We start from the raw sequence: 24173 nt of genomic DNA on the forward strand, positions 1-24173 counted from the left end.
GTGAATAGCCCCGGGTCTGCTATCGGCCCGCCGGTGCCGCGTCGGCGACCACCAGAGGCCTTGACGCGCCACCCCGCGCTCAACTCCGAAGAGCCGTGATTCCCCTCAGATGGTCGATGAAGCCTGCTTCCGAGAAGGACGCAGCTCTGCTGCGGATCCTCTCGGCGGAGAAGGCCTTCCGCCGCTCTTGCTCGACCGCCTCCCGGATCGCCTCCGCCGTCGGCTCCTCGAAGAAGAGCCCGTTCACGCCCTCCTCGACGGTGTCGAGATATCCGCCTGCGCGCAGCGCGATCGTCGGCACACCGTGGGCCCCGGCTTCGAGCGGGGTGAGCCCGAAGTCCTCGTGGCTCGCGGCGATGAGCGCGCGCGCATTCCCGTAGGCCCAGCGCATCTGCGCATCGGAGAGGCCCTCGACGAGGCGGACGTTCTCGCCGGCGAGTGCCGCGAGATGCTCCTTCTCGGGGCCCTTGCCGATGACCAGCAGGCGCTCGTCGGGCAGTCCGCGGAACGCCTCGATCACGCGGTCGACGTGCTTGTACGGCTGCAGGCGGGAGACCACGAGGAAGTGCCCGCCCGCGGTGCCGTCGGCGCCGGCCCAGCCGGCGAGCTCGGGGACCGGCTCCTGCTCGCCCTCGGCGACGGCGGGGCTGAAGGGCGGGGAGAGGGTCGGCGCATCGATCCGGTAGACGCGGCGGATCCGCTCGCGCACGACGGACGAGTTCGCGAGGTAGCGGTGCGCGGTCATCGCGGCGCGGCGGTCCCAGATCGTCAGCGCCGGTGTCAGCACGCTGAGCAGCAGGCGCTTGGGGTCCAGTCGCCCTGCGTCCCCGAGGTAGTCCTCGGGGAGGTAGAGCCAGCGCGCCGGGGAGTGGCAGTAGACGATCTTCCTGCCCGTGGTCGGGAAGGCGTGGGCCCAGCCGGAGGAGGAGGCGATGACGATGTCGGCGTCGATCGTCATCCGGGAGGACGCCGCCGCGAGGAGCGGCAGGGCGATGCGGGGATCGCGCCGGAAGGGTCCGATCCGGTTCAGGCCGCTCGTGCGGATCCGCATGTCACGGAACTCGGGATAGGTCTGGTCCGGCTCGTAGAAGAGCGTGTGGATCTCGGCGTCGGGGAACGCTCGGGCGAGGGACAGCACCACGCGCTCGGCCCCGCCGCGCTGGGTGAGGTAGTCGTGGGCGATGGCGATGCGGGGGCGTGCAGCACCACCAGTCGCGACGCGGTCCTGCGCTGCACGGTGCGTCGGCGCCGATGCGCCCTGTCGGGTTCCGGCGAGGCCGGCGGCTTCGACGCCGAGGGCGACGAGCTTGCGGCCGACGGCCGGGGGCACGACCGGCAGGAGCCGGTCGACGGCTGCCGCGTATGTCCGGGCGCCACGTACCGAGCGGAGCAGCCGAGCGGTCGATCCGACAGCGATGCCCCACGGGCCTGAGCCGGGAGATGGCGCCGGGAGCGGGGCTTCCGGGTGCCGTGCGAGGAAGGTCGCGCGCGCGGCACCGGCCTCGTAGGCCTTGGCGGTGCGGGCGGCAGCGGTGCGCGCCGGGCCGTGATGCTCGGCGGTCGCCCCGTCGACGAGGTCGACCGGGATGCCGGCGGCGTAGAGCCGGTACCCGTAGTCGACGTCCTCCCAGCCGTAGGCGCGGAAGGCGGTGCTGTACGGACCGATCTCATCCCAGGTCTTCCGGGTGATCGAGCAGTTCGCTGCCCAGAGCCGCCAGCGCTCGTCGGCGCCGCGCGCCGACGCCGCCGCGAACGAACTCGCGGCCGCGGCCTCGCCGTAGGCCCGGGCGTAGGCCCGGGCGTAGGCCGATGTCTCGTGGATGTCCTGGGTGAGACCGACCCCGCCGGCCCGACCTTCGGACGCATGGAAGCGGACATGCGCGGCCACGAATCCCGAGGGGACCACCAGGTCGTCATCGCAGCGGATCAGCACCTCGCCGCGCGCGGCCTCGAACCCGGCGTTCAGGGCCGAGACCCTCCCCCGGTTCTCGGGGAAGACGATGCTGCGCACGGCGAACCGGTCCTCGGCGGCGAGCAGGGCGACCGAGCCGTCGTCGACGCCGTCGACCACGACGATCACCTCGAAGGAGGGCGTCCCCTCCGCCTGGCCCGCGAAGGAGTCGAGCAGCGCCGGCAGACGGTCGACGCCCCGGTAGGACGGCACGATGATGCTGGCGATCGGGGTCTCGTCGGTCACCGGGAGGTCTCCTGAGGATGAGTCGGGTCGATGGGGTGCACGCCGCCTGCAGGGCGGCGGGGCAGGTCAGGGAGCTGGGTGAGGAGCTCGGCGACGCGTCGTCGGCCGGCCGCCGGGGAGAACTCCTGCTCCCAGCGGCGGCGCGCGTCGCGTACAGTCGCCGTTCTCTCCCTCTTTGCATCGAGCGCGCTGATGATCGTCGCCGACAGCGAGCGAGCATCGCCCGCCCGAGCGATCCACGGATGGTCTCGTCCGGCGACCTCGGACAGTGCGCCTGCATCCGTGATGACGAAGGGGACACCGGCGGCCATCGCCTCCGCGGCTACCAGGCCGAAGGGCTCCGGCCAGACTGACGGGAACACAGCGAGGTCCACGCCTGCGAAGAAGGTCTCACGCTCCACCCAGCCGATCCTGTCGACGGATTCGGCGATCCGCGCGAGCTCCTGGGATATCGCTCGATCGTCGTCGGCCGTGCCGAACCGGTTCTCGCCGGCGAGCACGAGGCGTGTCTCGCGACTGCTCGTCGCGATGACCTCTCGCATTGCCGCCGCGAGGACGTCCACGCCCTTGTCCTGGGTCAGGCGACCGAGGAATCCGACACGGAGCGGCCCTTCGTCGTCGCGCGTTCTCACCAGCGCCAGATCCTCGGTCCAGTTCGCCAGAACCTGAGATCTCGGGATGCGCTCGGCCATGAAGTGTGAAGGCACCAGAATCTTGCTGGCACCGATCCGAGCGATCGTTGCGGCAACCTTCTGCAGCCCGGTCGGGAGGATGTGCAGGTGCACGATGCGGGGACCGAGCCCGGCGGTCGCGGTGGAGGGCACGAGGCCGTTGCACCACAGCGGGATGCGCCGGTTCCGCAGGCGCCAGCGCAGGAGGGCGAGCATGTAGGCGCGCCGCCCCTCAGCCGGAAGCACGATGGTCTCGAATCCGCGCTCCGCGCCTTCGGCGACGAGATCGCCCGGCCCGGACGGGCCGATCACCACCACCTCGATGTCGAGCTCCCGCAGCGCCTCGGCGATGTTGAGGAGCATGACCTCACCGCCGCCGATGTCGCCGTTGTTGGTGGCGATGGCGATGCGAGCACGGTGCGTCCCGGTCGTCATGCCTCGATCCCTTCCGGAGCATCTTGGGAACGGCGTCGGCTCCTCCAGCGGTCGCGGAGAGCGAGGAGCCCTTCCTTCATCTTCCCGGAGAGGTACACCTCGCCGATCCGGTGATAGACGACGGCGATTCCGGTGACCGCGGCGAAGGTGACCACCATGCCGAGGTTCCTGCCGGTGAACGGGGCGATCAGATGGAGGATGGCGTAACCGGTGACCGCATGTCCGATGTACAGGGAGTAGCTGATCCGCCCGTAGAACTGGATCGGGCGCCAGAGCAGGACGCCGGTGCGCTCCCGGAGCACGACGACGGTGAAGAGCGTCGCCACCCCTGCGACCCATGCCATCTGCTCCCAGCCGTGGAGGATTCCGGAGACGAGGACCGTCGACAGCACGGCGAGGAGCCCGCCGATGCGATAGCGGGAGTCCTTCCGCGCCAAGTACATGAGCATGCCGGCCGAGAAGAAGGGCCCCCATTCGACCAGCAGGAGGTTGAGCGGGATCTTCCACGTGGTGACGACGAGCTGCGGATTGACGCCCAGCGTGTAAGGCCTTGCGAGGATCGCGATGACCAGCGAGACCGAGATCCAGATGCCGGCGATCCAGGGGACGAGCCGATCGGTGATCCGCGCATGGGTGAGCAGCAGGAGCGCGAGGATCAGGGCGTAGAACTGCATCTCGATCGCGAGCGTCCAGTACACCTCGTCGACGTTGGGGACGAGGATCAGCCGCTGCACCATCGTGTAGTTCAGCAGTCGAGCCGTCCACCCGACATCCGTGTGCGGCACCCGGAACAGGATCGACACGATGATGCTCACCGTCACCGCGAGCCAGTAGACCGGGAAGAGACGGGAGAAGCGGGAGATGACGAAGTCGCTCGACGACTTCACACGCTGCGCGCTCATCAGGATCACGAACCCCGAGATGAAGAAGAACAGCTGCACTCCGTAGGCGCCCCATTCGAGGTCCACGAACGGGATGCTCTCCCCCGGGTACTTGCTGTCGTATCCGGAGGTGAGGTGGCTCCCGACGACGACCACGGCGGCGATACCCCGCAGCCCATCCAGCTCGAGGAAGCGCCTGCTCCTGGTGCTCGTCTCGGTGGTCATCTGCGCCCCTCTCCCAGGGCATCTGCGGAGTGTCCCGTTGCGACTGTCTTCGCTTCCGCTCGTACCAGCAGAGCGATGCCGATGAGCAGTCCCCACTGGAGGGTGAAGAGGACTTCACCGAGCTTCCAGGCGCAGATCAGCATCGCAACCGCAGCCGCCTGCACGATGACCTCTCGTTTGTCGAGGTCGTGTCCGAAGGGCCTGAGGGCGACCACGATCGTGATCCCGAGCAGGAGGAGGAGCCACGGCCATCCGCCTTCGACGAGCGCCGTGGAGAACGAGTTGTGGAAGTACCAGATCTTGGCCGGATCGTCCTCGAACACGATGTAGGCCTCCCCGAGGCCCTGGCCGAAGAAGCCCGACTCGCTGACCTTGATCTGGGTCGCCGCATTGATGCGGGAGCGGAGCAGATCGGAGCCCAGACGGTCGGAAAAGATGCCGATCCTCGAGTAGTCCTCGGCGAGGAGGTCCACCACGACGACGATCAGCACGCCCATCACCCAGCGCCCGACTTTTCCGATCCGGGGCGCGAGGAGGATCCAGAGCACGGCGGCGATGAAGGCGGAGATCGAGGTCCGGGACCCGGTCAACCAGATCAGCGCACCCATCGAGAGCACGATCGCCGCCTTGACCGATGGCCGTTCTACGACCACCAGGATGAGGATTCCGAAGAGCGCGTACGCCATGCCGGCGACGTTCTTGTCCATGAGGAAGCCGGAGAGCACGCCCCCGTACTCATCCGGGGCGACGCCGGCATAGAAGGCGATGGCGTTGGCGTATAGCCCGATGGCGGTCCCGGCGAGCGCAGAGCGGAGATCGATCCGTCCTGCGGCGACGACGAGGATGAACACCCCCGTGAGGGCGAGCCGGATGAGGCGGCGGGTCCAGTCCGCCGCAAGCTCCGAGGGTTCCGCGAACATCGAGATCATCGCGATGTAGAACAGGCCGATCGCGAGCACCGGGACGATGAGCTGCAGGCGCCCGAGAGCCACGCGAGGAGAACGCGCCATGCCGAGGACGATGATCAGCGCCATCACGACCTGGTTGAACGGCAGCGGCAGTCCGAACAGGGAACCCTCGAAGATCAGGCCGGCGAACAGCACGAGCTCCGGAATCCGCCAGGAGCCGACGGCCGACGCCGTCTGCGCGACGCTGCGCCGCAGGCTTCCGCTCAGGAGTGGCTTGCGCCCTCCGGATGCCGTCGAGGCTCGGTGTCTACCGACCATCGATGCGCCGCTGCCCTGTGTCGTCATGCCAACGTCTCCGCGTAGACCCGGGCGATCCCGCTGCACATGATCGCGAGGCCGGACACCGTGGCACCGTCGGCGACCAGCATCCTGGACTCTCCGCTGCCCGGCCGCTCCCCCACCTCCAGCCCCTGCACCACGATCTTCCGCGCGATCTCCTCCGCCGGCAGCGACCCCGGCGCACCGCCCGCGGTGCCTGCCTCCGCCCCCGCCCCGGCACCCGCTCCCCCGGCACCCGCCACCAGGCACCGCTCCGGCACGATCTCGCCGTTCCCGCCGACGTCCGTCGCGACGATGCCCAGGCCATGGGCGACGGCGTCGAGGAGCGTGTAGGAGAGGTTCTCCCAGACGGAGAGCTGCACGACCACGTCGTGGTTGCGCAGGGCGTCGGCCGCGTCCACGTGGCCCACGAAGGCGACGTGGTCGGCGAGGCCGAGGATGCCGGCGCGCGCTCGCAGCGAGGCCTCCTCGGGGCCGGTGCCGGCGATCGTCAGGGTCGCCTCGGGATGCTCGCGCAGGACATGCACGAAGGCCCGCAGGAGCTCGTCGATCCGCTTCTCGGGCGCAAGGCGCGCGAGGGAGAGGACCCGCAGGCCCGGCCGCGGCTCCGCCGCTCCGGTCCCTGCACCGCCGGCCACCGCACCCGGCGCCTCGACCTCGTTGCGCACCACGACGATCTTCTCCGCGCTCCCCCACTGCGCGGCGACCTGCTCGCGCGTGGACTCGCTGACGGCGATTATCCGGTCGGTGCGCAGCAGGCGGGCGCGATGCGCGGCCGCCTTCGCGCGCGCCGCGGCCTCGGAGGCCTGGTAGTAGCCGCGGACGCCCGCGATCCCGTGCTCGGTGGAGACGACGCGGATGCGCTCGCCGCGTCCGGAGCGCAGGCCCTGGACGGCGGCGATGCCCGCGAGATCCGCGAAGGCGAGGTGCGTGTGGAGGACGTCGGGCCGCAGCCGCCGCAGCGCGTCGCGGATCGCGGCGACCGCGGCGCGGGTCCCGTCGTCAGGCGAGGCCGGGCCGACGAGCACGGGCACGCCGAGAGCGCGGAGACGCTCGGCGAGCGGCCCCTCGGGGCAGAGCACCACGATCCGCCACCCGGGCACGCCGGTCCGGGCGGCGTCGAGCACGTGCCGGGCGACGCCGCCGAGGTCGGCGACGGGCACGCACCAGAGGGCGGTCCTCAGAACCATTCCCGCAGCCGATCGAGCGCCGTGAAGAAGCCTTCGCCGGTGTTCACGTGGCCCATCCAGATCTCGGGGATGAAGGGGGCCTTCGGGGCGAGCCGGTCCATGCGCTCGGCGAGGTCCTTGAAGTCGACCTCGCCCTCGCCGACCTGCACACCCTCGCCGTCGACGCCCACGGAGTCGACGATGTGGAGGTGCTCGGTGTACGGGCCCATGATGTCGATGTATTCGCTGAAGGGGCGCCCGAAGAAGTTCGCGGCGAGCTTCGAGTGGGAGACGTCGAAGGTGAGGCGTCGGCCGTAGGTCTCGCAGAACCAGGCGGTGTCCTCGGGCTCCATGAACAGGTTGTGGTACTGCTGGCCGCCCATGAGCCACGGGAACGGCGGGAGGGTCTGCGCGGTCAGGCGCACGCCCTCCTCGTCGACCCGCTCGAGGCCCTGCTGGATCCGCTCGTACAGCGGGTAGCGCTCCTCGGGCCGCAGATGGCGGTCGGGGAGGAAGCCGCCCATCGTGACGATCACGATCGGGTCCTCCTCGCAGGTGAACCACTGCCGCAGGTCGCGGGTGAGGTCGACGACCCGCTGGACCTCGCGGATCGAGCGCTCCCAGATCGCCTCGTCGGGCGAGGCGAGGTCGATGAGGAAGTCCCCGGGATACAGGTCGGGGGCGTGGACGGTGTGGAACTGCTCGAGCTTCTCGCCCTCGGCGAAGAACTGCGCCGGGTCGAGGTCCATGTCCTTGGCGCTCTGGTGGAACTCGAGGAACTCGGGGCGGGAGACCTCGAGCAGGTCCCGGAAGTCGTGGAAGCGCACGGGCAGGCCCCACGGGCGGCGGAAGCTGTAGTCGCTGCGGGTGCGGGGGCGCCCGGCGAGGTCGCCCGGGTAGAAGAAGTCGCCGGCGGGGACGTCGCGATGCAGGGTCACGCCGAGGAGCACCTCACGGCGGTCGGGCTGGAGGCCGCGGCCGGGGCTCTTCACGTCGACGTCGGCCGCGGTGACGGTGTCGCCGGCGCGCAGGTCGCGGGAGGCGACGAGCGACTTCGCGAGGTTGACGCGGTTCATGAGCTCGCCGGTGGAGAGCTCGCGCGGACCGTCGGAGCCGAGCGCCTCCTCGACCTCGCGGATCTGGCGGACCATGCTCGCGAGCTCGTCGGGCAGGAGGGAGACCTTGTGGTCGTTGCCCTCGAGGGTCTTGTCGAGGGTCACGTGCTTCTCGATGATCGATGCGCCGCGGGCGACGGCCGCGACGGGCACGTGCCAGCCGCGCTCGTGGCCGGAGTAGCCGACGAGGCAGTCGCCCAGCTCGGCGAGGCGGTCCATGTAGCGCAGGTTCAGGTCCTTGTAGGGCGCGGGATAGGTCGACTGCGTCTGCAGCAGCGCGTAGGGCGCGCCGTGCTGGCGCAGCACCTCGACGGCGGCGCTGATCTCCTGCTCGGTGCTCATGCCGGTGGAGACGATCATCGCGGCGCCGAAGTCGGCGACGTGCCCGAGCAGGTCGTGGTTGGTGAGATCGGCGGAGGCGATCTTGTAACCGCCCATGCCGTAGCGGTCCAGGGCGTCGGCCGAGGGGATGTCCCAGGGGGTGCAGATGACGTCGACGTCGCGCGCGGCGCAGTGGTCGAACACGCGATACATGTCCTCGACCGACAGCGAGTACTTGGCCAGCAGGTTCATCGTGTACTGGGGACCGAGGTCCTCGCCGGCGCTGCCGGTCCCGCCCGAGCGGTACAGGGCCTCCATGTCGCGCAGCTGGAACTTCACGGTGTCGACGCCCGCGTCGACGCAGCGGTCGACGAGCTCCTTCGCCATCGCCACGTCGCCCTGATGGTTGTTGCCGATCTCGCCGATCAGCAGCGCCGGATGGCCCGCGCCGACGGTGCGGCGTCCGACCGTGAGTGTCCGCGTGCCGGGGCTCGCGACGGCGACCAGCCGCCCGCGCTCATCGACGACGGGGATGCGGTCGACGCCGCCGCCGAACAGGCGCGAGATCTCGGCGACGGGGGTGCCCTCGACGACGGACACGAAGGAGGTGTTGGCGGCGGCGTCGACGGTCGCGGACAGGTCCGGGGTCGCCTGGGCCACGAGCCAGCGGCGCACGTCCCCGTCGGTGAGGCTCCCGCGGACGGTCCCGTGGGAGTCGACGATCAGCACCATGCGGGCTTGGTTCTCGCTGATGCGGCGCAGGGCCTCGAGGACGCTCGCGCCCTCGTCGACGGCATAGGCGGCGGTGTTGCGATCCAGGATCATGACGTCCTCCATCCGAGGCGGGCGAGCATCGACTCCGCGGCCGCGACGTCGGTGAGGGTGTCGATGTCCACGCCCTCCACCTCGTCGAGCACGAAGAGCTCGGTGCGACCGCCGATGCGGTTGCGCTGCGTGCGGTAGATGTGCGGAGCCGTCACGTACAGGCTCCCGTTCTCGAAGTAGTGCATCTGCTCGGGGAGCAGCTCCTGGCGGCGGGGCCTCGCGGTCACGTCGTAGGCGGCGAGTGCGCTCTCGCCCGGCCGCTCCGGCAGGCGCCAGAAGAACGGCGACTCGGGGACGACGCCGACGAGGCTGTCGGCCCCGCTCTCGCGGAACTGTGCGAGAGCACGGGCGATCGTGTCGGGCCGACGCACCGGCGAGGTCGCCTGCAGCAGCACCACGGCATCCAGTCTGCGCTCCCCCGCTCCCTCCGCGTCGGGACCTTCCGGACCGGTGCGGTCCGCGGCGGGTCGGGCACTCTCCGCGCCGGGTCGGACGCTCTCCGCGGCGGGTCGGACGCTCTCCGCGGCGAGCTCCGCCTCGATCACGTCCATCGCGTGCAGGACCACGGGCTCCGTGGGCGCGGTGTCGACCGCGAGCTCGGCCGGGCGCTCGATCACGCGGGCGCCGTGGGCGCGCGAGACCTCGGCGATCTCCGGGTCCTCCGTGGAGACCGCGACGATCACGTCGGCCGCTGCGGCGTCCTCCCCGGAGCTCGCGCCCGTGCCGGGGCCCGTGCCCTCGCCGGAGCCCGCGCCCGCGCTGATGCCTGCACCGACGCGCTGCGCCTCGAGGGCTTGGGCGATGGTCCAGGCGATCAGCGGGCGCCCGCCGACGGGCAGCAGGTTCTTGCGCGGGATCCCCTTGGATCCCCCGCGGGCGGGGATCACCACGAGCGCGGTCATGACGTCTCCTCGAGGGCCTGGGCGAGCAGGCGCGCGGGCTCGTCGGCCCCGATCTCCGGGGCCGGGGTGGGCTCCCCTCCCCAGCGGCGCATGCCGTACCTGTCCCAGAACTCGCGCACCCATGCAGGCACCCGGTCGCCGACCACGTAGGAGGGCAGCCCGCGCACGGCCGCCTCGAGCACGCCGGTGGAGAAGATCCCGACGACGGGGCTGCTCAGCTCGCGCAGGGGCACGCCCGCATCCTCGATGACGATGCCGCGTCGGCGCATCAGCTGATGGACGGTCCGCGAGATGACGTCGGTCTCCGACGGGTGCGGTCGGTAGATCGCGCCCTCGGCGCGGCAGAACCTCAGGGCGGTCCCCGCGGTGTTGCGGCGCGGCAGCTCGGCGCCGTGCATCTGCCCGAGGAAGACCGGCGGCCCGTCGACCTCGACCGCGCCGTCGCTCTCGTGGCGGGCCTGCCACAGCAGCTGCGAGCCGATGGTGCGGGTCCCGATGTCGGAGCGGCCCGAGCGGTAGAACTCGGCGTCGGCGTCGGACCAGGCCAGCAGCGTGGTCCGCTCCGGCAGGGGCGGCGCGAACGGGGTCAGCGCCCCGTGCTGGACGACCGCCGAGCCCGCTCCGGCCGCGAGCGCCCAGTCGTGCACGGCGCGCCCCGTGCGCAGATGCTGTCCGAGGCTGACCACGGTGCTGATCCCCCGCTCGGCCAGCACCCTCCGCAGGCCGGAGGAGCCGTCGGCCGCGCCTGGACCGCCCGCCGCATCCGGCCCGCCCAACGCGTCCGGACCGCCTGCAGCACCCGGCCTGTCGGCGGGGATCGCGGTCCGCGTCCAGCCGTCGTCAGCGACCTCGGCGAGGGGGACGTCGGCCGGGGCGAGCACGTCGACGGGCCGATGGAGGTAGGGCAGCGCGGTCAGCAGGCTCGCCCGCGAGGTCGGCGAGGCCGAGTCGACGGCGATCAGGAGCCGGCCCCCGCCGGTCACCTCGCCGGTGCCCTCGCGGCTGTGCAGGATCCAGCCGGGGGGCGGCTCCTGGGTGCGCCCGCGGAGCGAGGACGCGGCCCCGGTGATGGCGTGCTTCGCACGGCGGACGCGATGCCGGGATTCCTGCCACTCCTGCCAGCGCTCGAGGCTGCGGGGATGGATCAGCGCCACAGTCGGTCGACCTCCTGGATCCGATGGTCGAAGGTGTGCTCGGCCAGGGTGCGGCGCCTGCCCTGCTCGCGCAGCCCCTCGGCCCATGATGCGTCACGCAGGGACCGCCTGCACAGGTCCACCAGCTCGTCGACGTCATGCCAGACGGCGACCTCGGTGCCGACGTCGTAGAACTGGTCGACGTCGTCGCGGTCCACCAGCTGCACGCCGCCCATGCCGGGAATCTCGAAGGTGCGCATCGCGTGACCGTTCTGCAGGCCGTGGATCGCGACCGCGGCGGCGCCCTCGGCATGGATCTGGTAAGCGCGCTCGAGGGGGACCTCGCGAGAGGCGATGATCGGCGGCCGGCGCCAGGAGAAGGTCCGGGCCCGGTCGACGGGGTGGCGGGAGAAGTCCCGGCCCCAGGCGTGGACGGGAAGGCCCTCCTCCGCGAGGCGGGTGAGCGTGCGGGTGCGGTTGTCGTACCCGGAGCCGATGAACACGATCTCCCCGCTGCGCACGCCGGTGGGCTGCGAGCGGTGGGGATCGAAGGCGTTGGGCACGAAGTGGGCGTCCGCGCCGAGGGCGCGCAGGGCGTCGGCCTCCGAGCGGGCATAGTCGACGATCGGGCCGACCTCGCGCAGGAACTCGTCGGTGTAGTCGTGGCGGTGGAGGTCGTCGTAGAGCCACAGGATCCGCGGCGTGTCCCCGAGGGCGTCCCAGAAGCGGTTGTCGAGCCCGTCGCCCTTGATGACGACGACCTTGTCGGGCCGCACCCGGCGCAGCTCCTCGATCACCCGGTCGGTGAGGCGGGCGGTCTCCGCGATGCGGCGGTCCCCGGGCAGGCGGAGGCGCTCGGGCAGCTCCACCGTCGCCTTCAGGCGAGCCTTCTCGGCGATCGTGTCGTAGGCGTCGTAGCGGATGGTGCGGACGATGCGACCGCGACGCTCGAAGGCCTCGGCGATGCTCCTCCAGTAGCCGTGGAAGGCGGGGGTGACCAGCAGGAGGGTCTCCGGGGACCCCGGGTCCCGGCGCGCGCCGCCCGACGCCGCCCGGCCGCGGTTCGTGCTCATCGGGGCAGCTCCGTCCCGGCGCGATGGATGAGGTGCATCTCCTCGCGCGCCGTCATGAGGGGCCGCACGTCGCGCCCGGCGAGGCGGCGGCCCGTGTTCCAGATCAGGTTCGCCCCGGTCGCGGCGGTCAGTCCCGCGCGCAGCAGGTGGATGTGCCCGTGCTTGCGGGCATAGCGGGTGCGGGCGCCGACGAGCCAGCGACGGCGGCGCTCCTCCCCGCCGGAGGATCCTCCGCCCTCGTGCCGGACCTCGAGGTCCGCGTCGAGCACTGCGGGGATGCCCTCGCGCCTCAGCCGCAGCTGCAGATCGACCTCTTCGGTGTACATGAAGTACCCCTCGTCGAAGCCCCCGACAGCGAGCACCTCGTGCAGCGGGAGCAGCAGGACTGCTCCCGAGACCCAGTCGACGGGGACGGTCCCGCTCGCGCGATCCGCCTCCACGTCATGGCCGACCGCGCGATGCAGCGCATCCCTGTGGCGCTGGGAGGCCAGAGGCACGAGCCATTCGACGACCTGGTGCCCGACGGTCGGGAAGCGGCGGGCCGCGAAGGCGGAGCGGCCCTCCTCGTCGGCCGCGCGACAGCCGACGACCGCGGGCATCCAGGGACGGGCGTGCTCGAGCAGCCGTCGGCAGAACCCCTCGGGGATCTCCAGGTCGGAGTTCAGCACGAGCGCGGCGGTGCAGACGACGTCGGGGCCGTCGTCGCGGCCGACGCCGGAGCCGCCCCCGCGGCCGACATCGGCCGGATCCGCGAGCGCCCGGAGCCCGGTGTTCACGGCGGCGCCGAAGCCTCCGTTGCGCTCGCGCCGGATCAGCTCGACGCCGTCGGGCAGGGCCGAGGCGTCCACGGGCGCCGGCGAGGCGTCGTCGACGACGATCACCCGTGCGGGCCGCTCCTGCTCCGCCACTTGCGGGCCGACGACCGGGTCCAGCAGCGCGAGGACCGGATCGAGGGGCCCGTGGACGGGGACGACCACCCCCAGCCGATCCAGCCCCCATCGCCCCTCGGGACTCATCGGGGGTCCTGGGGCGTCGCAGCCCGGCGCCCCCGCGACGCTCCGCGCCCGGACGAGGACGGCGACGCCGACGGAGATGCCGACGGCGAGCCATCGGCCGTCGACGATGCCGTCCGGGACGGCGAGGCGGCGGCCGGGGCTGCGCTCCGGGCCGGAGCGACCGGCTCCGCCACGCCGCCGGCGGCCTCGACGTCGACCTCGTCAATCTCCGGCACGGCCGTGTCGTATCCCTTGGCGCCGCCGTAGGCGTAACGCCCGTAGGAGCCGTAGCCGTACTCGGCGTCCCCGTACACGAGCCGCGTGAAACGGCTGGTGGAGGCCCGGTTCAGCACGACGCCGTAGACCTTCGACCCGATGCCGCGCAGCGCCTCGGCGGAGTGCGCGATCCCGGCGGCGCGGGACCGTCCGGGGACCGCCACCAGGACGGCGCCGTCGGCATGCCGCGACAGCAGCTGGGCGTCGGTCACGGCGAGCACCGGCGGCGCGTCGATGATCACGAAGCGGTCGTGGGAGACCTCCTCGATCAGCTCCCTCATCCGCCGCGATCCGAGCAGCTCGGAGGGATTGGGCGGGACCTGCCCGGCCGGCAGCAGCGAGAGCAGCGGGGTCGGGGCGCTCTGCACGGCGTCCTCGAGGGTAACGGCGGAGGCCAGCAGCTGCGACAGGCCCACCGAGCCGTCGATCCCGAACTCGTCGGCGACCATGGGCCGACGCAGGTCCGCGTCGATCAGCAGCGTCGGCTGGCCGGCGCGGGCCATCACGCGCGCGAGGTTCGCGGCGACCGTCGACTTGCCCTCGCCGGGGGCGCTCGAGGTCACCACGATCGCGCGCGGCGGGCTGTCGACGTCGACATAGCGCAGGTTGGTGCGCAGCTTCCGGACCGCCTCACGGCTGTGGAACGACGTGAGCTCGGGCAGGACGCCGTCCTTGGCGCGCTGCATCTCCTTGGACTCCGGGAGGGTGCCCAGCAGGGGCAGCCCGATCGTCTCGGTGATGTCATCGGCCGTGCGGATGCGGGAGTCGTTGCGGTCCCGCAGCCAGGCCAGACCGAGGGCGATCAGGAGCCCGGCGGCGGCCCCGGCGAGCAGGTACCTCTGGCGGTCCGGGGAGACGGGTGCTCCCGGCTGCTGCGCCGTCTGGTAGACGAGCAGCTCATACTGCACCGAGGCGTCCTCGTCGCCGCCGCTCTCGATGGAGCGGGCCTCGGCGGCGACGGCCTCCACGGCGGCGTCGGCGATGGTCCCGGCGAGCTCCGGATCCGACGCCGTCGCGGTCACCGTGATGATGGGGGCGTTGGGGTCGATGGTCGCCTGCAGCGATCCGGCGACCTGGTCGGCGCTGACGTCGAGACCCGTCGACTCGACGATCCTCTCCCCCACCACGCGGGTGCTGAACAGCGGCAGGTAAGTCTGCGCCCGCTGGTACTGGGCCTGCATGTTGGCGCTGGCCGTCGGCGACCCCTCCTCCTCGGTCGAGCCTCCGCTGACGGACACGTAGCCGAGGGCCGAGGCCGTGTACTGCGGCTCCTTCGTGAAGGAGAGCCCGTACCCAGCGGCGGCGCCCAGCAGGGTCACGCAGATCAGCAGCAGCGCATTGCGCAGCAGCAGGCGGAGGAAGTCCTCGATCGTCACCGGCTCACACCATTCAAGAGAGGAACACGAGCCCCCTGATAGTAGGTCCATCTGGACACAAATCGTCGGGACCGTCCACCGAATCGCGGGACGAATCGGGCAGACCACCCCTCAGAGCACCGTGCATACTGTGCTCATGCGCGGCATCATCCTGGCCGGCGGGACCGGATCCCGCCTCCATCCCCTCACCATCGGGGTCTCCAAGCAGCTCATGCCAGTCTACGACAAGCCGATGGTCTACTACCCGCTGTCCACGCTCATGCTGGCGGGCATCCGGGAGATCCTCGTGATCACGACTCCCGCCGACCACGAGGCGTTCCGCCGCGTGCTCGGCGACGGAAGCCGCTTCGGCGTCGACCTCTCCTATGCCGTCCAGCCCTCCCCCGACGGACTCGCGCAGGCGTTCCTGCTGGGCGAGGAGTTCCTGGCCGGAGAGCCGGCCGCGCTGATCCTCGGGGACAACCTCTTCCACGGCGACGGACTGGGCACCCAGCTGAGCCGGTTCCAGGACGTCGACGGCGCCGTCGTCTTCGGCTACCAGGTCAAGGATGCGACCGCCTACGGCGTGGTCGAGATGGGGGCCGACGGCCGGGCGGTCTCTCTCGAGGAGAAGCCCGAGCATCCGCGCTCGAACCTGGCCGTGCCGGGGCTCTACTTCTACGACGCCACCGTGGTCGAGCGCGCGAAGGCGCTGCGCCCGTCGCCGCGCGGGGAGCTCGAGATCACCGACCTGAACCGCAGCTATCTCGAGGAGGGCCGCCTGCAGGTCGACGTCCTCACCCGCGGGACCGCCTGGCTCGACACCGGCACCTTCGACGACCTCGCCGCCGCCTCAGAGTTCATCCGCACCGTCCAGCACCGTCAGGGGCTCTCGATCGGCTGCCCCGAGGAGGTGGGCTGGCGCATGGGACTGCTCTCGGACGAGGAGCTGCGCGAGCGCGCGCTCCCGCTCGTCAAGTCCGGCTACGGGCAGTACCTGCTGGACCTGCTGGAGCAGGACCGCCGCTCATGACGACAGAGCCCCGGAGACGTGCGCGCGGCGCAGAGGTCGTACCGGGGCCTCCGGCACCGGCCCATCCGCACAGCACCCCTCATCCATCAGCCGCAACCGGCCCTTCCGGGCCGTCCAGCACCTCTCGGAGGACCCCATGTCATCTCGTCATCTGCTCGTGACCGGCGGTGCCGGTTTCATCGGTTCGAACTTCGTGCATCACGTGGTGGAGCATTCTGATGCGCGGGTGACGGTGCTGGACAAGCTGACGTATGCGGGGAATGCGGCGTCGCTGGAGGGGCTGCCGGGGGATCGGGTGCGTCTGGTGGTGGGGGATGTGGCGGATGCGGGGCTGGTGGATGAGCTGGTCGGGGGTCTGTCGGGTGATGGTGATGCGGTGGTGCATTTCGCCGCGGAGTCGCATAACGACAACTCTCTTCAGGATCCGTGGCCGTTCCTGCAGACGAATCTGATCGGGACGTACACGCTGCTGGAGGCGGTGCGGCGGTATGGGGTGCGGCTGCATCACATCTCGACGGATGAGGTGTATGGGGATCTGGAGCTGGATGATCCGGCGAAGTTCACGGAGTCGACGCCGTATAACCCGTCGTCGCCGTACTCGTCGACGAAGGCGGGCTCGGATCTGCTGGTGAGGGCGTGGGTGCGGTCGTTCGGGGTGCGGGCGACGATCTCGAACTGCTCGAACAACTATGGTCCGCGGCAGCATGTGGAGAAGTTCATTCCGCGGCAGGTCACGAATCTGATCGATGGGGTCCGGCCGCGCCTGTACGGGGCGGGGCTGAACGTGCGGGACTGGATCCATGCGGATGATCATTCCTCGGCGGTGATGACGATCCTGGACAAGGGCGAGCTGGGGCGGACGTATCTGATCGGTGCGGACGGGGAGAAGTCGAACCGTGAGGTCGTCGAGCTGATCCTTCAGCTGATGGGCCGGGACCGGGATGACTATGAGCATGTGAATGATCGTCCGGGTCATGATCTGCGGTATGCGATCGATGCGTCGGTGCTGCGGGACGAGCTGGGGTGGGTGCCGTCGTTCCGTGATTTCGAGGCGGGTCTCGCGGCGACGATCGACTGGTATCGGGCGAATGAGGGCTGGTGGCGGCCGCAGAAGGCCGCGACCGAGGCGAAGTACGCGAGGGCCGGCCAGTGACCCCCGCGAGCAGCGCAGCGCAGGCGGATTCCGTGAAGGCCGCGGGCCCGAAGCCGCTTACGGTGCGGGAGACGCCGATCCCGGGGCTGCTGGTGGTGGATCTGCCGGTGCATGGTGATTCTCGGGGCTGGTTCAAGGAGAACTGGCAGCGGGAGAAGATGTGTGCGGCGGGTCTGCCGGATTTCGGTCCGGTGCAGAACAACATCTCGTTCAACCAGGCGGTGGGGGTGACGCGGGGCATCCATGCGGAGCCGTGGGACAAGTATGTCTCGGTGGCGTCCGGGCGGGTGTTCGGGGCGTGGGTGGATCTGCGGGAGGGCGAGAGCTTCGGGGCGGTGTTCTGGGCGGAGATCACGCCCGGGGTGGCGGTGTTCGTGCCGCGCGGGGTCGGGAATGCGTTCCAGACGGTGGAGGCGCCGGCGGCGTACACGTATCTGGTGAATGATCATTGGTCCGAGGCCGCGCAGTCGCAGTACACGTTCCTGAACCTGGCGGATGAGTCGGTCGCGATCCCGTGGCCGATCCCGTTGGAGTCCGCGGAGCTGTCGGCGAAGGATCTCGCGCATCCGCGGCTGGCGCAGGTGGCGCCGGTGCCTCCGCGGCGGACGCTGGTGGTGGGTGCGGGCGGGCAGCTGGGCCGGGCGCTCGCGGCGCGCTGGGCGGGCCGGGATGATGTGGATCTGGTGGGTCGTGACCGGCTGGATCTGGCGGATCCGGGGTCGGTGTCGGGTTTCGACTTCTCGGGGTACGGGGTGATCGTCAATGCTGCCGCCTATACCGCGGTCGATGCTGCCGAGTCGGCGGAGGGGCGGGCGGAGGCGTGGGCGGTGAACGTGGACGGGCTGGCGCGGCTGGTGGAGGCGGCCCGCGGGCAGCGGGCACTGCTGGTGCACGTCTCCAGCGACTACGTGTTCGACGGGACCGCGGCGGTGCACACCGAGCAGGAGCCGCTGAGCCCGTTGGGGGTGTATGGGCAGACGAAGGCGGCGGGGGATCGTCTGGTCCAGACGCTGGCGGAGCATTACGTGGTGCGCACCAGCTGGGTGGTCGGTGCGGGCGGGAACTTCGTGGCGACCATGCGGTCCCTGGCCGAGCGGGGGGTGGACCCGTCGGTGGTCGATGACCAGGTCGGTCGTCTGACCTTCACCGAGGACCTCGCCGAGGCGATCGATCATCTGATCACGCAGCGTCCTGCGGCGGGGGTGTACAACGTCAGCTGCAGCGGCCAGCCGTCCAGCTGGGCCGGGATCGCGCGCGAGGTGTTCGCGATGACCGGCCACGATCCGGACCGGGTGACCCCGGTGACCACCGAGGCGTACTGCGCGGCCCAGGGCAGGAGCGAGGGCGATGGGACCGTCGCGCCCCGCCCCCGCTCCTCCACCCTCGACCTCACCAGGATCCAGGCCACCGGCTACGCACCCCGCGACCAGCACGACGCCCTCCGCGCACACCTGGCCCGCTGAACCGTCGGCCCCGGCTCAGGGCCCGGCCCGGCGACAGGACCGTCGGCCCCGTCGGGCCGGGCCGTCGGCGGCCGTGCCCGACGGAGGGCAGGACGTCAGCGCGGCATGTTGCGCACGTTCGTCGCCGCCATGTCGATCATCCTGCCGACGCCGCCGGCGAGCACGACCTTGGTCGACGCCATGGCGAAGCCGCGGATCTGCTGGGCGGTGATCTTCGGCGGCATCGACAGGGCCGACGGGTCGGTGACGACGTCGATCAGCACCGGGCCCTTCATGGAGAGGGCACGGGCCATCTCCTTCTTCAGCTTCTTGGGGTCGGTGATGCGCACGGACGGGATGCCCGCACCGGAGGCCACGGCCGCGAAGTCGACCTGCTCGTGGTCGGTCTCGTAGTCGGGGATGCCCTCGACGAGCATCTCGAGCTTGACCATGCCGAGGCTCGAGTTGTTGAACACGACGATCTTGGTGTCCAGCTCATGGAGCTTCACGGTGAGCAGCTCGCCCATGAGCATGCCGAGACCGCCGTCGCCCGACATGGAGATGACCTGGCGGCCCGGATGGGAGGCGGAGGCGCCGATCGCCTGCGGCAGCGCATTGGCCATGGTGCCGTGGTGCCAGGAGCCGAACACGCGGCGCTTCCCGTTGGGGGTGATGTAGCGGGCGGCCCACACGTTGCACATGCCGGTGTCGACGGTGAAGACGGCGTCGTCGTCGGCGAGCTCGTCGAGGGTGGCGGCGACGAACTCCGGATGGATCGGCTTCATCTTCTCGACGTTCTTCGTGTACGCAGAGACGACGCCGGTGAGCGCCTTGTGGTGCTTGCGCAGCATGTCGTTGAGGAACCTGCGGCTCTTCTTCTCCCTGACCTGCGGCATCAGCTCGCGCAGGGTCAGGGCGACGTCGCCGTGCACGGCGAGGGACAGCGGGACCCGTCGGCCGAGCCGGGAGCCGTCGGCGTCCACCTGGACGACCTTGACGTCCTTGTGCGGGAGGAACTCGCTGTAGGGGAAGTCGGTGCCGAGCAGGATCAGCAGGTCGGCCTCATGGGTGGCCTCATAGGCGGCTCCGTAGCCGAGCAGACCGCTCATGCCGACGTCGTAGGGGTTGTCGTACTGGATCCATTCCTTGCCGCCGAAGGCGTGGCCGATGGGCGCCTTGACCAGCTCGGCGAACTGGAGGACCTCCTCGCGGGCGTTCTCGATGCCGGCGCCGACGAACAGCGTGACCGTGCCCGCCCGGTCGACCAGCCGTGCGAAGTCCTCGACGACGGTCTCGTCGGGCAGGTACCGGCCGAGCCGGGTGGCGATGTCCTCGGTGTGCGGGGATTCGACCTCCTCGTCGGCGATGTCGCCGGGGAGGACCATGACGGAAACGCCCTTCTTCGCCATCGCCGTCTGGACGGCGATGTGCAGCAGGTCGGCGCCGTGCTGACCGGAGTTGACCATCTCGCAGAAGTGCGAGCACTCGGAGAACAGCTTCTCCGGATGGGTCTCCTGGAAGAAGCCGGTGCCGATCTTCCCGCTGGGGATGTGGGAGGCGATGGCGAGGACGGGCGCACCGTCGCGATGGGAGTCGTACAGCCCCTGGATGAGGTGGGTGTTGCCCGGTCCGCAGGATCCGGCGCAGACGGCGACCCTCCCGGTCAGACGGGCCTCCGCGCCGGCGGCGAAGGCGGCGGCCTCCTCGTTGCGCACGTGCACCCATTCGATGCCCTTCGTGGTGCGCACCGCGTCGACGACGGGGTTCAGCGAGTCGCCGACGACCCCGTAGATCCTCTCCACCCCCCAGTCGCGCAGCTGGGTGACGAGGTACTGGGCGAACGAGATGCGGGCCATGAGCGTCCTCCTGAGGTTCGGCTGCGCCCGGCCGACGACCGCGGCGCGCGGACTGTCAGCTCGAGCGTAGCCCGGCGGGTGCGGCCGACGGCAGGGTGCGGGCCGTCTGCTCGCTCACGGGGAGTCTCCTGGGTCACGCATCCGGCTCAGCTGCAGGCAGTCTGGACGACCTCGAGGTTCTGCACCCAGATGTCGTGATTGACATCCGCGGTCGGATCGAGCGTGAAGCGGTACCGGACCACGACGATGCTGGACTGCTCCAGTGTGAGGCCCTCGAGCGTGTACGTCACCGGGGACTGATCCCAGGTGCACTGGTTGACATGCCCCTCGCGCTCTCGCCCCCAGACAGTGGTCGCGAGCACCCAGACGAGCTTATGAGCGATACCGCCGACGATGACGTCGATCTGGACGGCCTGGTCCTGGACGCCGTTCGGGCTGGTGCCCGCGCCCACGACCACATCGAGGCTGACGGCGTACGTCGCGCCGGCGAGCCCCGAGAACTCGGTGGTGGCCTCGATGACGGCCGGTTCGGTCGAGGAGGCGTTGTTGTCCCAGGAGCGGAACTCGTCCGCGGACGTCCATCCGGTCTGGTTCTCGTCGGTCTTCAACTCACCCGAGACGGTGGTCCACGACCGGGCATAGCCGGTCAGGCTGGTCCCGTCCTCGGCCGACGAGCAGGCGGAGGCCGAGGCGGCGACGGCCGGGGCGGCGCTCGCGAGCACCGCGGTGGGGACGGCCCAGACCGCCGCCGCCATCAGGGTCCGACGGCGCAGCGGCCTCGGCGCGCTCGTGCTCGGGGATGCAGGGGTCCGGGCGGTGCTCCGCTCGAGGCTCGGCGTGGACGGCGACATCGGGTACCCCTTCTGGTGATGGGACGAGTCCGCACCCACCCACCGGCAGGATCGGCTCGCTTTCAACTACCAAAAAGTGACCAAGAGATCCGACCGCAGCCATGTCCGGGGTCTCACCGGATGCACATCACAGCCCGCAAGGCCGCTCTCCCTGCCCGGCAGCCCCTCTCCCCGCCCGGGCAGGCCTCACCTCGGGATCGGCGCCCCGCCGTCGGCCGACCCTGCGGTCCCTCCCGCCGCACCGCCGTCGGCCGAGCCGCCCGCCCCGCCGTCGGCCGAGCCGCCCGCCCCGCCGTCTGCCGACCCTCCGGACTCTCCCGCCGCTCCGTCGTCGGCCGGACCGCCCGCCCCGCCGTCGGACGCATCGGGCGCGCGCACCAGCCGCACGCGCTGGACGCGGCGCTCGTCGACGGCCACGACCTCGAGATGCCCGCCGTCGACGGGGACCGCGTCGCCGACCTCGGCGATGCGGCCGAGCTGCGCCATGACGAAGCCGCCGACGGTCTCGTAGCCGCCGGTGTCGGGCAGGGCGATGCCGGTGTGCGCCTCGAACTCCTGGAGGATGAGCCCGCCGTCGACCTCGAGCTCGCCGTCGATGATGTCCGAGGCGTCGGCGCCCTCGCGGCCGAGCTCGCCGGTCTCCTGGTCGAACTCGTCGTAGATCTCTCCGACGAGCTCCTCGAGCAGGTCCTCGAGGGTGACGATCCCGTCGGTGCCGCCGTACTCGTCGACGACGACGGCGATCTGGTCGGCCTGCGCGCGCATCCGGTTCAGCGCGGGCAGCACGGTCACGGTGCCGGGGATGTGCTCGATGCGGCGCACGATGCTCGACAGCGGCATGGTCTCGGGCCCGTCGACGTGGAGGAGGTCACGCACGTGCACGAAGCCGAGCACGTCGTCGACGTCCTCACCGGTGACGGGGTAGCGGGAGTGGCCGGTGTCGCGCACCTCGGCGCGGGCCTGCGCGACCGTCGCGGCGCCCTCGAGGAAGTGGACCCGGTGACGGGGCCGCATCACCTCGACGACGGTGCGCTCGGAGGCGTCGAAGACGTCCGCGAGCACGCGCGACTCCGCCTGGTCGAGGGCGTCGGAGTCGCGGACCATCGCCCGGATCTCCTCCGCGGAGACCGCCTCGCGGTTCGCATGGGGGTCTCCGCCGAGGATCCGCACCACGAAGTTCGTCGACACCGACAGCAGCCAGATCACCGGCCGCATCAGCCGCCCGAAGACGTTCAGCGGAGGGCCGACGATCCTGGTCATGGCCAGGGCGTTCTGCATCGCCAGACGCTTGGGGACGAGCTCGCCGAGCACGAGCGAGAGGAACGCGACGATCAGCGTCATCACGATCAGCGCGGTGGTCGAGGCGGCCGAGGCGCCGAGCCCCAGCGCCTCGAGATGAGGTGCGAGGGAGGGTGCGATGGTGGAGGCGCCGTAGGCCGAGGAGAAGAACCCCGCGACGGTCACACCGATCTGCACGGCCGAGAGGAAGAGGTTCGGGTCCCGCACCAGCCTCGCGGTGCTCTCCCCTCGCTCCCCCGACTCCTCGAGCTGCTTGATCTGCGACTCGCGGAGGTTCACGATCGCCATCTCCGTGCCGGCGAAGACACCCCCGATCAGCACGAAGAGCAGGACGAGCGCGATGTTCACCAGTACGGCGGGGTCCATGAGCCAACGCTACCCGTCCCGCCCGACGAGCACCTGCGGACCCGCCCGGCACCTGCGGACCCGCCCGGCGCCTCAGAGCAGCGGCAGCAGCTCCTCCCACACGGCGGTCAGGATCTCGGATCCGGAACGGCCCTCGAGATGCGAGCTGATGGCGATCACGGCGTCCTGCTCGGGCATGACCAGGAGGAACTGGCCGTAGGCGCCGTCGGCCCGCCACGAGCCCTGCGGGGTGCTGCCCCACACGCCGAAGCCGTAGCGGGCGTTCTCCTGGTCCTCCCAGCCGGTCCGCACCCAGGTGTCCTCGGCATGGAGGGCGTCGATCCAGGCGGCGGGCACCAGCTGCCGGCCGTCGCGGGATCCGCGCGCGAGCAGGAGCTCCCCGATCGCGGCGAGCTGACCGCTGCGCAGGTGCAGGCCGGTCGCGCCCCAGGAGTGGCCGTCGCGCGTGGCGTGCCACTGCGGGTTGACGATGCCGAGCGGTTCGAACAGGCGCGGCATGAGGTAGTCGCGCAGGGAGCTGCCGGCGCGGGCAGCGATGGCGCGGGCGACCATGAAGGTGCTGCCGTTGGAGTACTCGTACTTCTGTCCGGGCTCGGCGACGAGGTCCGTGCGCAGGAAGCGGGCCGCGAGGTCGGGATCGTCGCGCTCGTCGTCGGCGAAGGCGGTCACCGGGGAGCCCGAGGTCATGGTCAGCAGGTGGCGCAGGGTGATGCCCTCGACGCCCTCCCCGAGGCCCTCCGCAGGGGCGGGGACATGGTCGACGATCCGGTCGTCGAGATCCAGCAGACCCTCTTCGCGGGCGATGCCGAAGGCCAGCGCGGTGACGGTCTTGGAGACCGAGTAGACGTTGTTCTCGGCGTCCTGCTCGAAGCGGTGGACGACCTCGGGCCGACCGGGCCGATGCAGATGGATCGCGCGCACGCCCAGGCGCTGCTCGACGACCCGCTGGCGGAAGGGCGTCAGGATCAGCGCATCGGGGAGCGTCGCGACGGTCTCCGTGCTGCTACGGTTCTGCTGAACGTCCCCTGGGAGCTCGCCGCTCGCAGGGGCGCCGCTCTGGGGGACGCTGCTCTCGGTGGTCTGGGGCGCGGTGCTCATGAGAACGAGCCTAGGTCGACGGCGCCCGCCATGGCCGGGCCGTTCAGGATCCGCGGCCGCCGATCTCCGACGCCCGCAGGCTCCCCCGCCCGCAGGCTCCCCCGCCCGCAGGCTCCCCCGCCCGCAGGCTCCCCCGCCTGCGGTCCCGATGCTGTTCGATTCCCCGTTCCCGGCCGGTTCCCGGCCCCGCCGTCGGCCGCCTCCGCGGCCGCCCTGCCCGCGCCATCGCGTGCCGAGAGGCCCGCCGCGCTGTGA

The 24173-nt window shown here is 71.1% G+C and carries 18 protein-coding genes; 3 read left to right on the forward strand and 15 right to left on the reverse strand.

Features of this window, described 5'->3' with window-relative positions; all coding sequences use genetic code 11:
• Nucleotides 1–79: 79 nt before the first annotated feature.
• From ACZ5AJ_RS12815 to ACZ5AJ_RS12865, 11 genes are read right to left on the reverse strand one after another with little or no spacing between them, the layout of a single operon-like run.
• Nucleotides 80–2197, reverse strand: coding sequence for a glycosyltransferase (locus ACZ5AJ_RS12815; protein ID WP_464135345.1), 2118 nt, complete (start codon nt 2195–2197; stop codon nt 80–82).
• Nucleotides 2194–3303, reverse strand: coding sequence for a glycosyltransferase family 4 protein (locus tag ACZ5AJ_RS12820; protein WP_464135346.1), 1110 nt, complete (start codon nt 3301–3303; stop codon nt 2194–2196). The genes ACZ5AJ_RS12815 and ACZ5AJ_RS12820 overlap by 4 nt, the downstream gene beginning before the upstream one ends.
• Entirely contained in the window at nt 3300–4409 is a 1110-nt protein-coding gene (locus tag ACZ5AJ_RS12825) for an acyltransferase family protein (protein WP_464135348.1), read from the reverse strand. Before ACZ5AJ_RS12825 ends, ACZ5AJ_RS12820 begins: the two co-directional genes overlap by 4 nt.
• Nucleotides 4406–5662, reverse strand: coding sequence for an ABC transporter permease (locus ACZ5AJ_RS12830; protein WP_464135349.1), 1257 nt, complete (start codon nt 5660–5662; stop codon nt 4406–4408). The genes ACZ5AJ_RS12825 and ACZ5AJ_RS12830 overlap by 4 nt, the downstream gene beginning before the upstream one ends.
• Complete coding sequence (locus tag ACZ5AJ_RS12835) at nt 5659–6846, reverse strand: glycosyltransferase family 4 protein (RefSeq protein ID WP_464135351.1); 1188 nt, start codon at nt 6844–6846, stop codon at nt 5659–5661. The genes ACZ5AJ_RS12830 and ACZ5AJ_RS12835 overlap by 4 nt, the downstream gene beginning before the upstream one ends.
• A complete protein-coding gene (locus ACZ5AJ_RS12840; protein WP_464135352.1) occupies nt 6837–9086 on the reverse strand; it encodes an N-acetylneuraminate synthase family protein in 2250 nt (749 codons plus the stop codon). Before ACZ5AJ_RS12840 ends, ACZ5AJ_RS12835 begins: the two co-directional genes overlap by 10 nt.
• A complete protein-coding gene (locus ACZ5AJ_RS12845) occupies nt 9083–9988 on the reverse strand; it encodes an acylneuraminate cytidylyltransferase family protein (RefSeq protein WP_464135354.1) in 906 nt (301 codons plus the stop codon). Before ACZ5AJ_RS12845 ends, ACZ5AJ_RS12840 begins: the two co-directional genes overlap by 4 nt.
• Nucleotides 9985–11142, reverse strand: a complete 1158-nt coding sequence (locus ACZ5AJ_RS12850) for a hypothetical protein (RefSeq protein WP_464135355.1) — start codon at nt 11140–11142, stop codon at nt 9985–9987. Before ACZ5AJ_RS12850 ends, ACZ5AJ_RS12845 begins: the two co-directional genes overlap by 4 nt.
• Nucleotides 11133–12194: a CgeB family protein gene (locus ACZ5AJ_RS12855; protein WP_464135357.1), complete on the reverse strand. Its 1062-nt coding sequence runs from the start codon at nt 12192–12194 to the stop codon at nt 11133–11135. The genes ACZ5AJ_RS12850 and ACZ5AJ_RS12855 overlap by 10 nt, the downstream gene beginning before the upstream one ends.
• Nucleotides 12191–13210: a glycosyltransferase family 2 protein gene (locus ACZ5AJ_RS12860; protein ID WP_464135358.1), complete on the reverse strand. Its 1020-nt coding sequence runs from the start codon at nt 13208–13210 to the stop codon at nt 12191–12193. The genes ACZ5AJ_RS12855 and ACZ5AJ_RS12860 overlap by 4 nt, the downstream gene beginning before the upstream one ends.
• Complete coding sequence (locus tag ACZ5AJ_RS12865) at nt 13207–14841, reverse strand: tyrosine-protein kinase domain-containing protein (RefSeq protein ID WP_464135360.1); 1635 nt, start codon at nt 14839–14841, stop codon at nt 13207–13209. The genes ACZ5AJ_RS12860 and ACZ5AJ_RS12865 overlap by 4 nt, the downstream gene beginning before the upstream one ends.
• Before the next feature lie 136 nt (nt 14842–14977).
• Here ACZ5AJ_RS12865 and rfbA point away from each other — a divergent pair, with 136 nt between their 5' ends.
• The 3 genes from rfbA to ACZ5AJ_RS12880 all read left to right on the forward strand — a co-directional run bounded on the left by rfbA (nt 14978) and on the right by ACZ5AJ_RS12880 (nt 18469).
• Nucleotides 14978–15853 (forward strand): glucose-1-phosphate thymidylyltransferase RfbA, encoded by an 876-nt coding sequence (gene rfbA, locus ACZ5AJ_RS12870; protein WP_464135361.1) that lies wholly within the window; start codon nt 14978–14980, stop codon nt 15851–15853.
• A gap of 136 nt (nt 15854–15989) precedes the next feature.
• Nucleotides 15990–17006 carry a dTDP-glucose 4,6-dehydratase gene (rfbB, locus tag ACZ5AJ_RS12875; protein ID WP_464135362.1) on the forward strand — a complete coding sequence of 339 codons (1017 nt, stop codon included), beginning with the start codon at nt 15990–15992 and terminating at the stop codon, nt 17004–17006.
• Between the two features lie 32 nt (nt 17007–17038).
• A complete protein-coding gene (locus ACZ5AJ_RS12880) occupies nt 17039–18469 on the forward strand; it encodes a sugar nucleotide-binding protein (RefSeq protein ID WP_464138769.1) in 1431 nt (476 codons plus the stop codon).
• Nucleotides 18470–18564: 95 nt separating this feature from the next.
• On the opposite strand, the gene ACZ5AJ_RS12885 is transcribed toward ACZ5AJ_RS12880, so the two are convergent.
• The 4 genes from ACZ5AJ_RS12885 to ACZ5AJ_RS12900 all read right to left on the reverse strand — a co-directional run bounded on the left by ACZ5AJ_RS12885 (nt 18565) and on the right by ACZ5AJ_RS12900 (nt 23918).
• Nucleotides 18565–20304 (reverse strand): pyruvate dehydrogenase, encoded by a 1740-nt coding sequence (locus ACZ5AJ_RS12885; protein WP_464135364.1) that lies wholly within the window; start codon nt 20302–20304, stop codon nt 18565–18567.
• Nucleotides 20305–20450: 146 nt separating this feature from the next.
• Nucleotides 20451–21155, reverse strand: a complete 705-nt coding sequence (locus tag ACZ5AJ_RS12890) for a hypothetical protein (protein WP_464135365.1) — start codon at nt 21153–21155, stop codon at nt 20451–20453.
• A 186-nt stretch (nt 21156–21341) separates the two neighbouring features.
• Complete coding sequence (locus ACZ5AJ_RS12895) at nt 21342–22820, reverse strand: hemolysin family protein (RefSeq protein WP_464135367.1); 1479 nt, start codon at nt 22818–22820, stop codon at nt 21342–21344.
• A gap of 72 nt (nt 22821–22892) precedes the next feature.
• Nucleotides 22893–23918 (reverse strand): serine hydrolase domain-containing protein, encoded by a 1026-nt coding sequence (locus ACZ5AJ_RS12900; protein ID WP_464135368.1) that lies wholly within the window; start codon nt 23916–23918, stop codon nt 22893–22895.
• Nucleotides 23919–24173: the final 255 nt, after the last annotated feature.

This window comes from Brachybacterium zhongshanense (assembly GCF_055385755.1).

Bases quoted from the DNA above. Each gene is read 5' to 3' on its own strand.
- ACZ5AJ_RS12855 (WP_464135357.1), bottom strand. From the start codon at position 12,194: ATGAGCACGAACCGCGGCCGGGCGGCGTCGGGCGGCGCGCGCCGGGAC.
- ACZ5AJ_RS12895 (WP_464135367.1), bottom strand. From the start codon at position 22,820: ATGGACCCCGCCGTACTGGTGAACATCGCGCTCGTCCTGCTCTTCGTG.
- ACZ5AJ_RS12820 (WP_464135346.1), bottom strand. From the start codon at position 3,303: ATGACGACCGGGACGCACCGTGCTCGCATCGCCATCGCCACCAACAAC.
- rfbA (WP_464135361.1), top strand. From the start codon at position 14,978: ATGCGCGGCATCATCCTGGCCGGCGGGACCGGATCCCGCCTCCATCCC.
- ACZ5AJ_RS12900 (WP_464135368.1), bottom strand. From the start codon at position 23,918: ATGAGCACCGCGCCCCAGACCACCGAGAGCAGCGTCCCCCAGAGCGGC.
- ACZ5AJ_RS12825 (WP_464135348.1), bottom strand. From the start codon at position 4,409: ATGACCACCGAGACGAGCACCAGGAGCAGGCGCTTCCTCGAGCTGGAT.
- rfbB (WP_464135362.1), top strand. From the start codon at position 15,990: ATGTCATCTCGTCATCTGCTCGTGACCGGCGGTGCCGGTTTCATCGGT.
- ACZ5AJ_RS12830 (WP_464135349.1), bottom strand. From the start codon at position 5,662: ATGACGACACAGGGCAGCGGCGCATCGATGGTCGGTAGACACCGAGCC.
- ACZ5AJ_RS12885 (WP_464135364.1), bottom strand. From the start codon at position 20,304: ATGGCCCGCATCTCGTTCGCCCAGTACCTCGTCACCCAGCTGCGCGAC.
- ACZ5AJ_RS12835 (WP_464135351.1), bottom strand. From the start codon at position 6,846: ATGGTTCTGAGGACCGCCCTCTGGTGCGTGCCCGTCGCCGACCTCGGC.
- ACZ5AJ_RS12845 (WP_464135354.1), bottom strand. From the start codon at position 9,988: ATGACCGCGCTCGTGGTGATCCCCGCCCGCGGGGGATCCAAGGGGATC.
- ACZ5AJ_RS12890 (WP_464135365.1), bottom strand. From the start codon at position 21,155: ATGTCGCCGTCCACGCCGAGCCTCGAGCGGAGCACCGCCCGGACCCCT.
- ACZ5AJ_RS12840 (WP_464135352.1), bottom strand. From the start codon at position 9,086: ATGATCCTGGATCGCAACACCGCCGCCTATGCCGTCGACGAGGGCGCG.
- ACZ5AJ_RS12860 (WP_464135358.1), bottom strand. From the start codon at position 13,210: ATGAGTCCCGAGGGGCGATGGGGGCTGGATCGGCTGGGGGTGGTCGTC.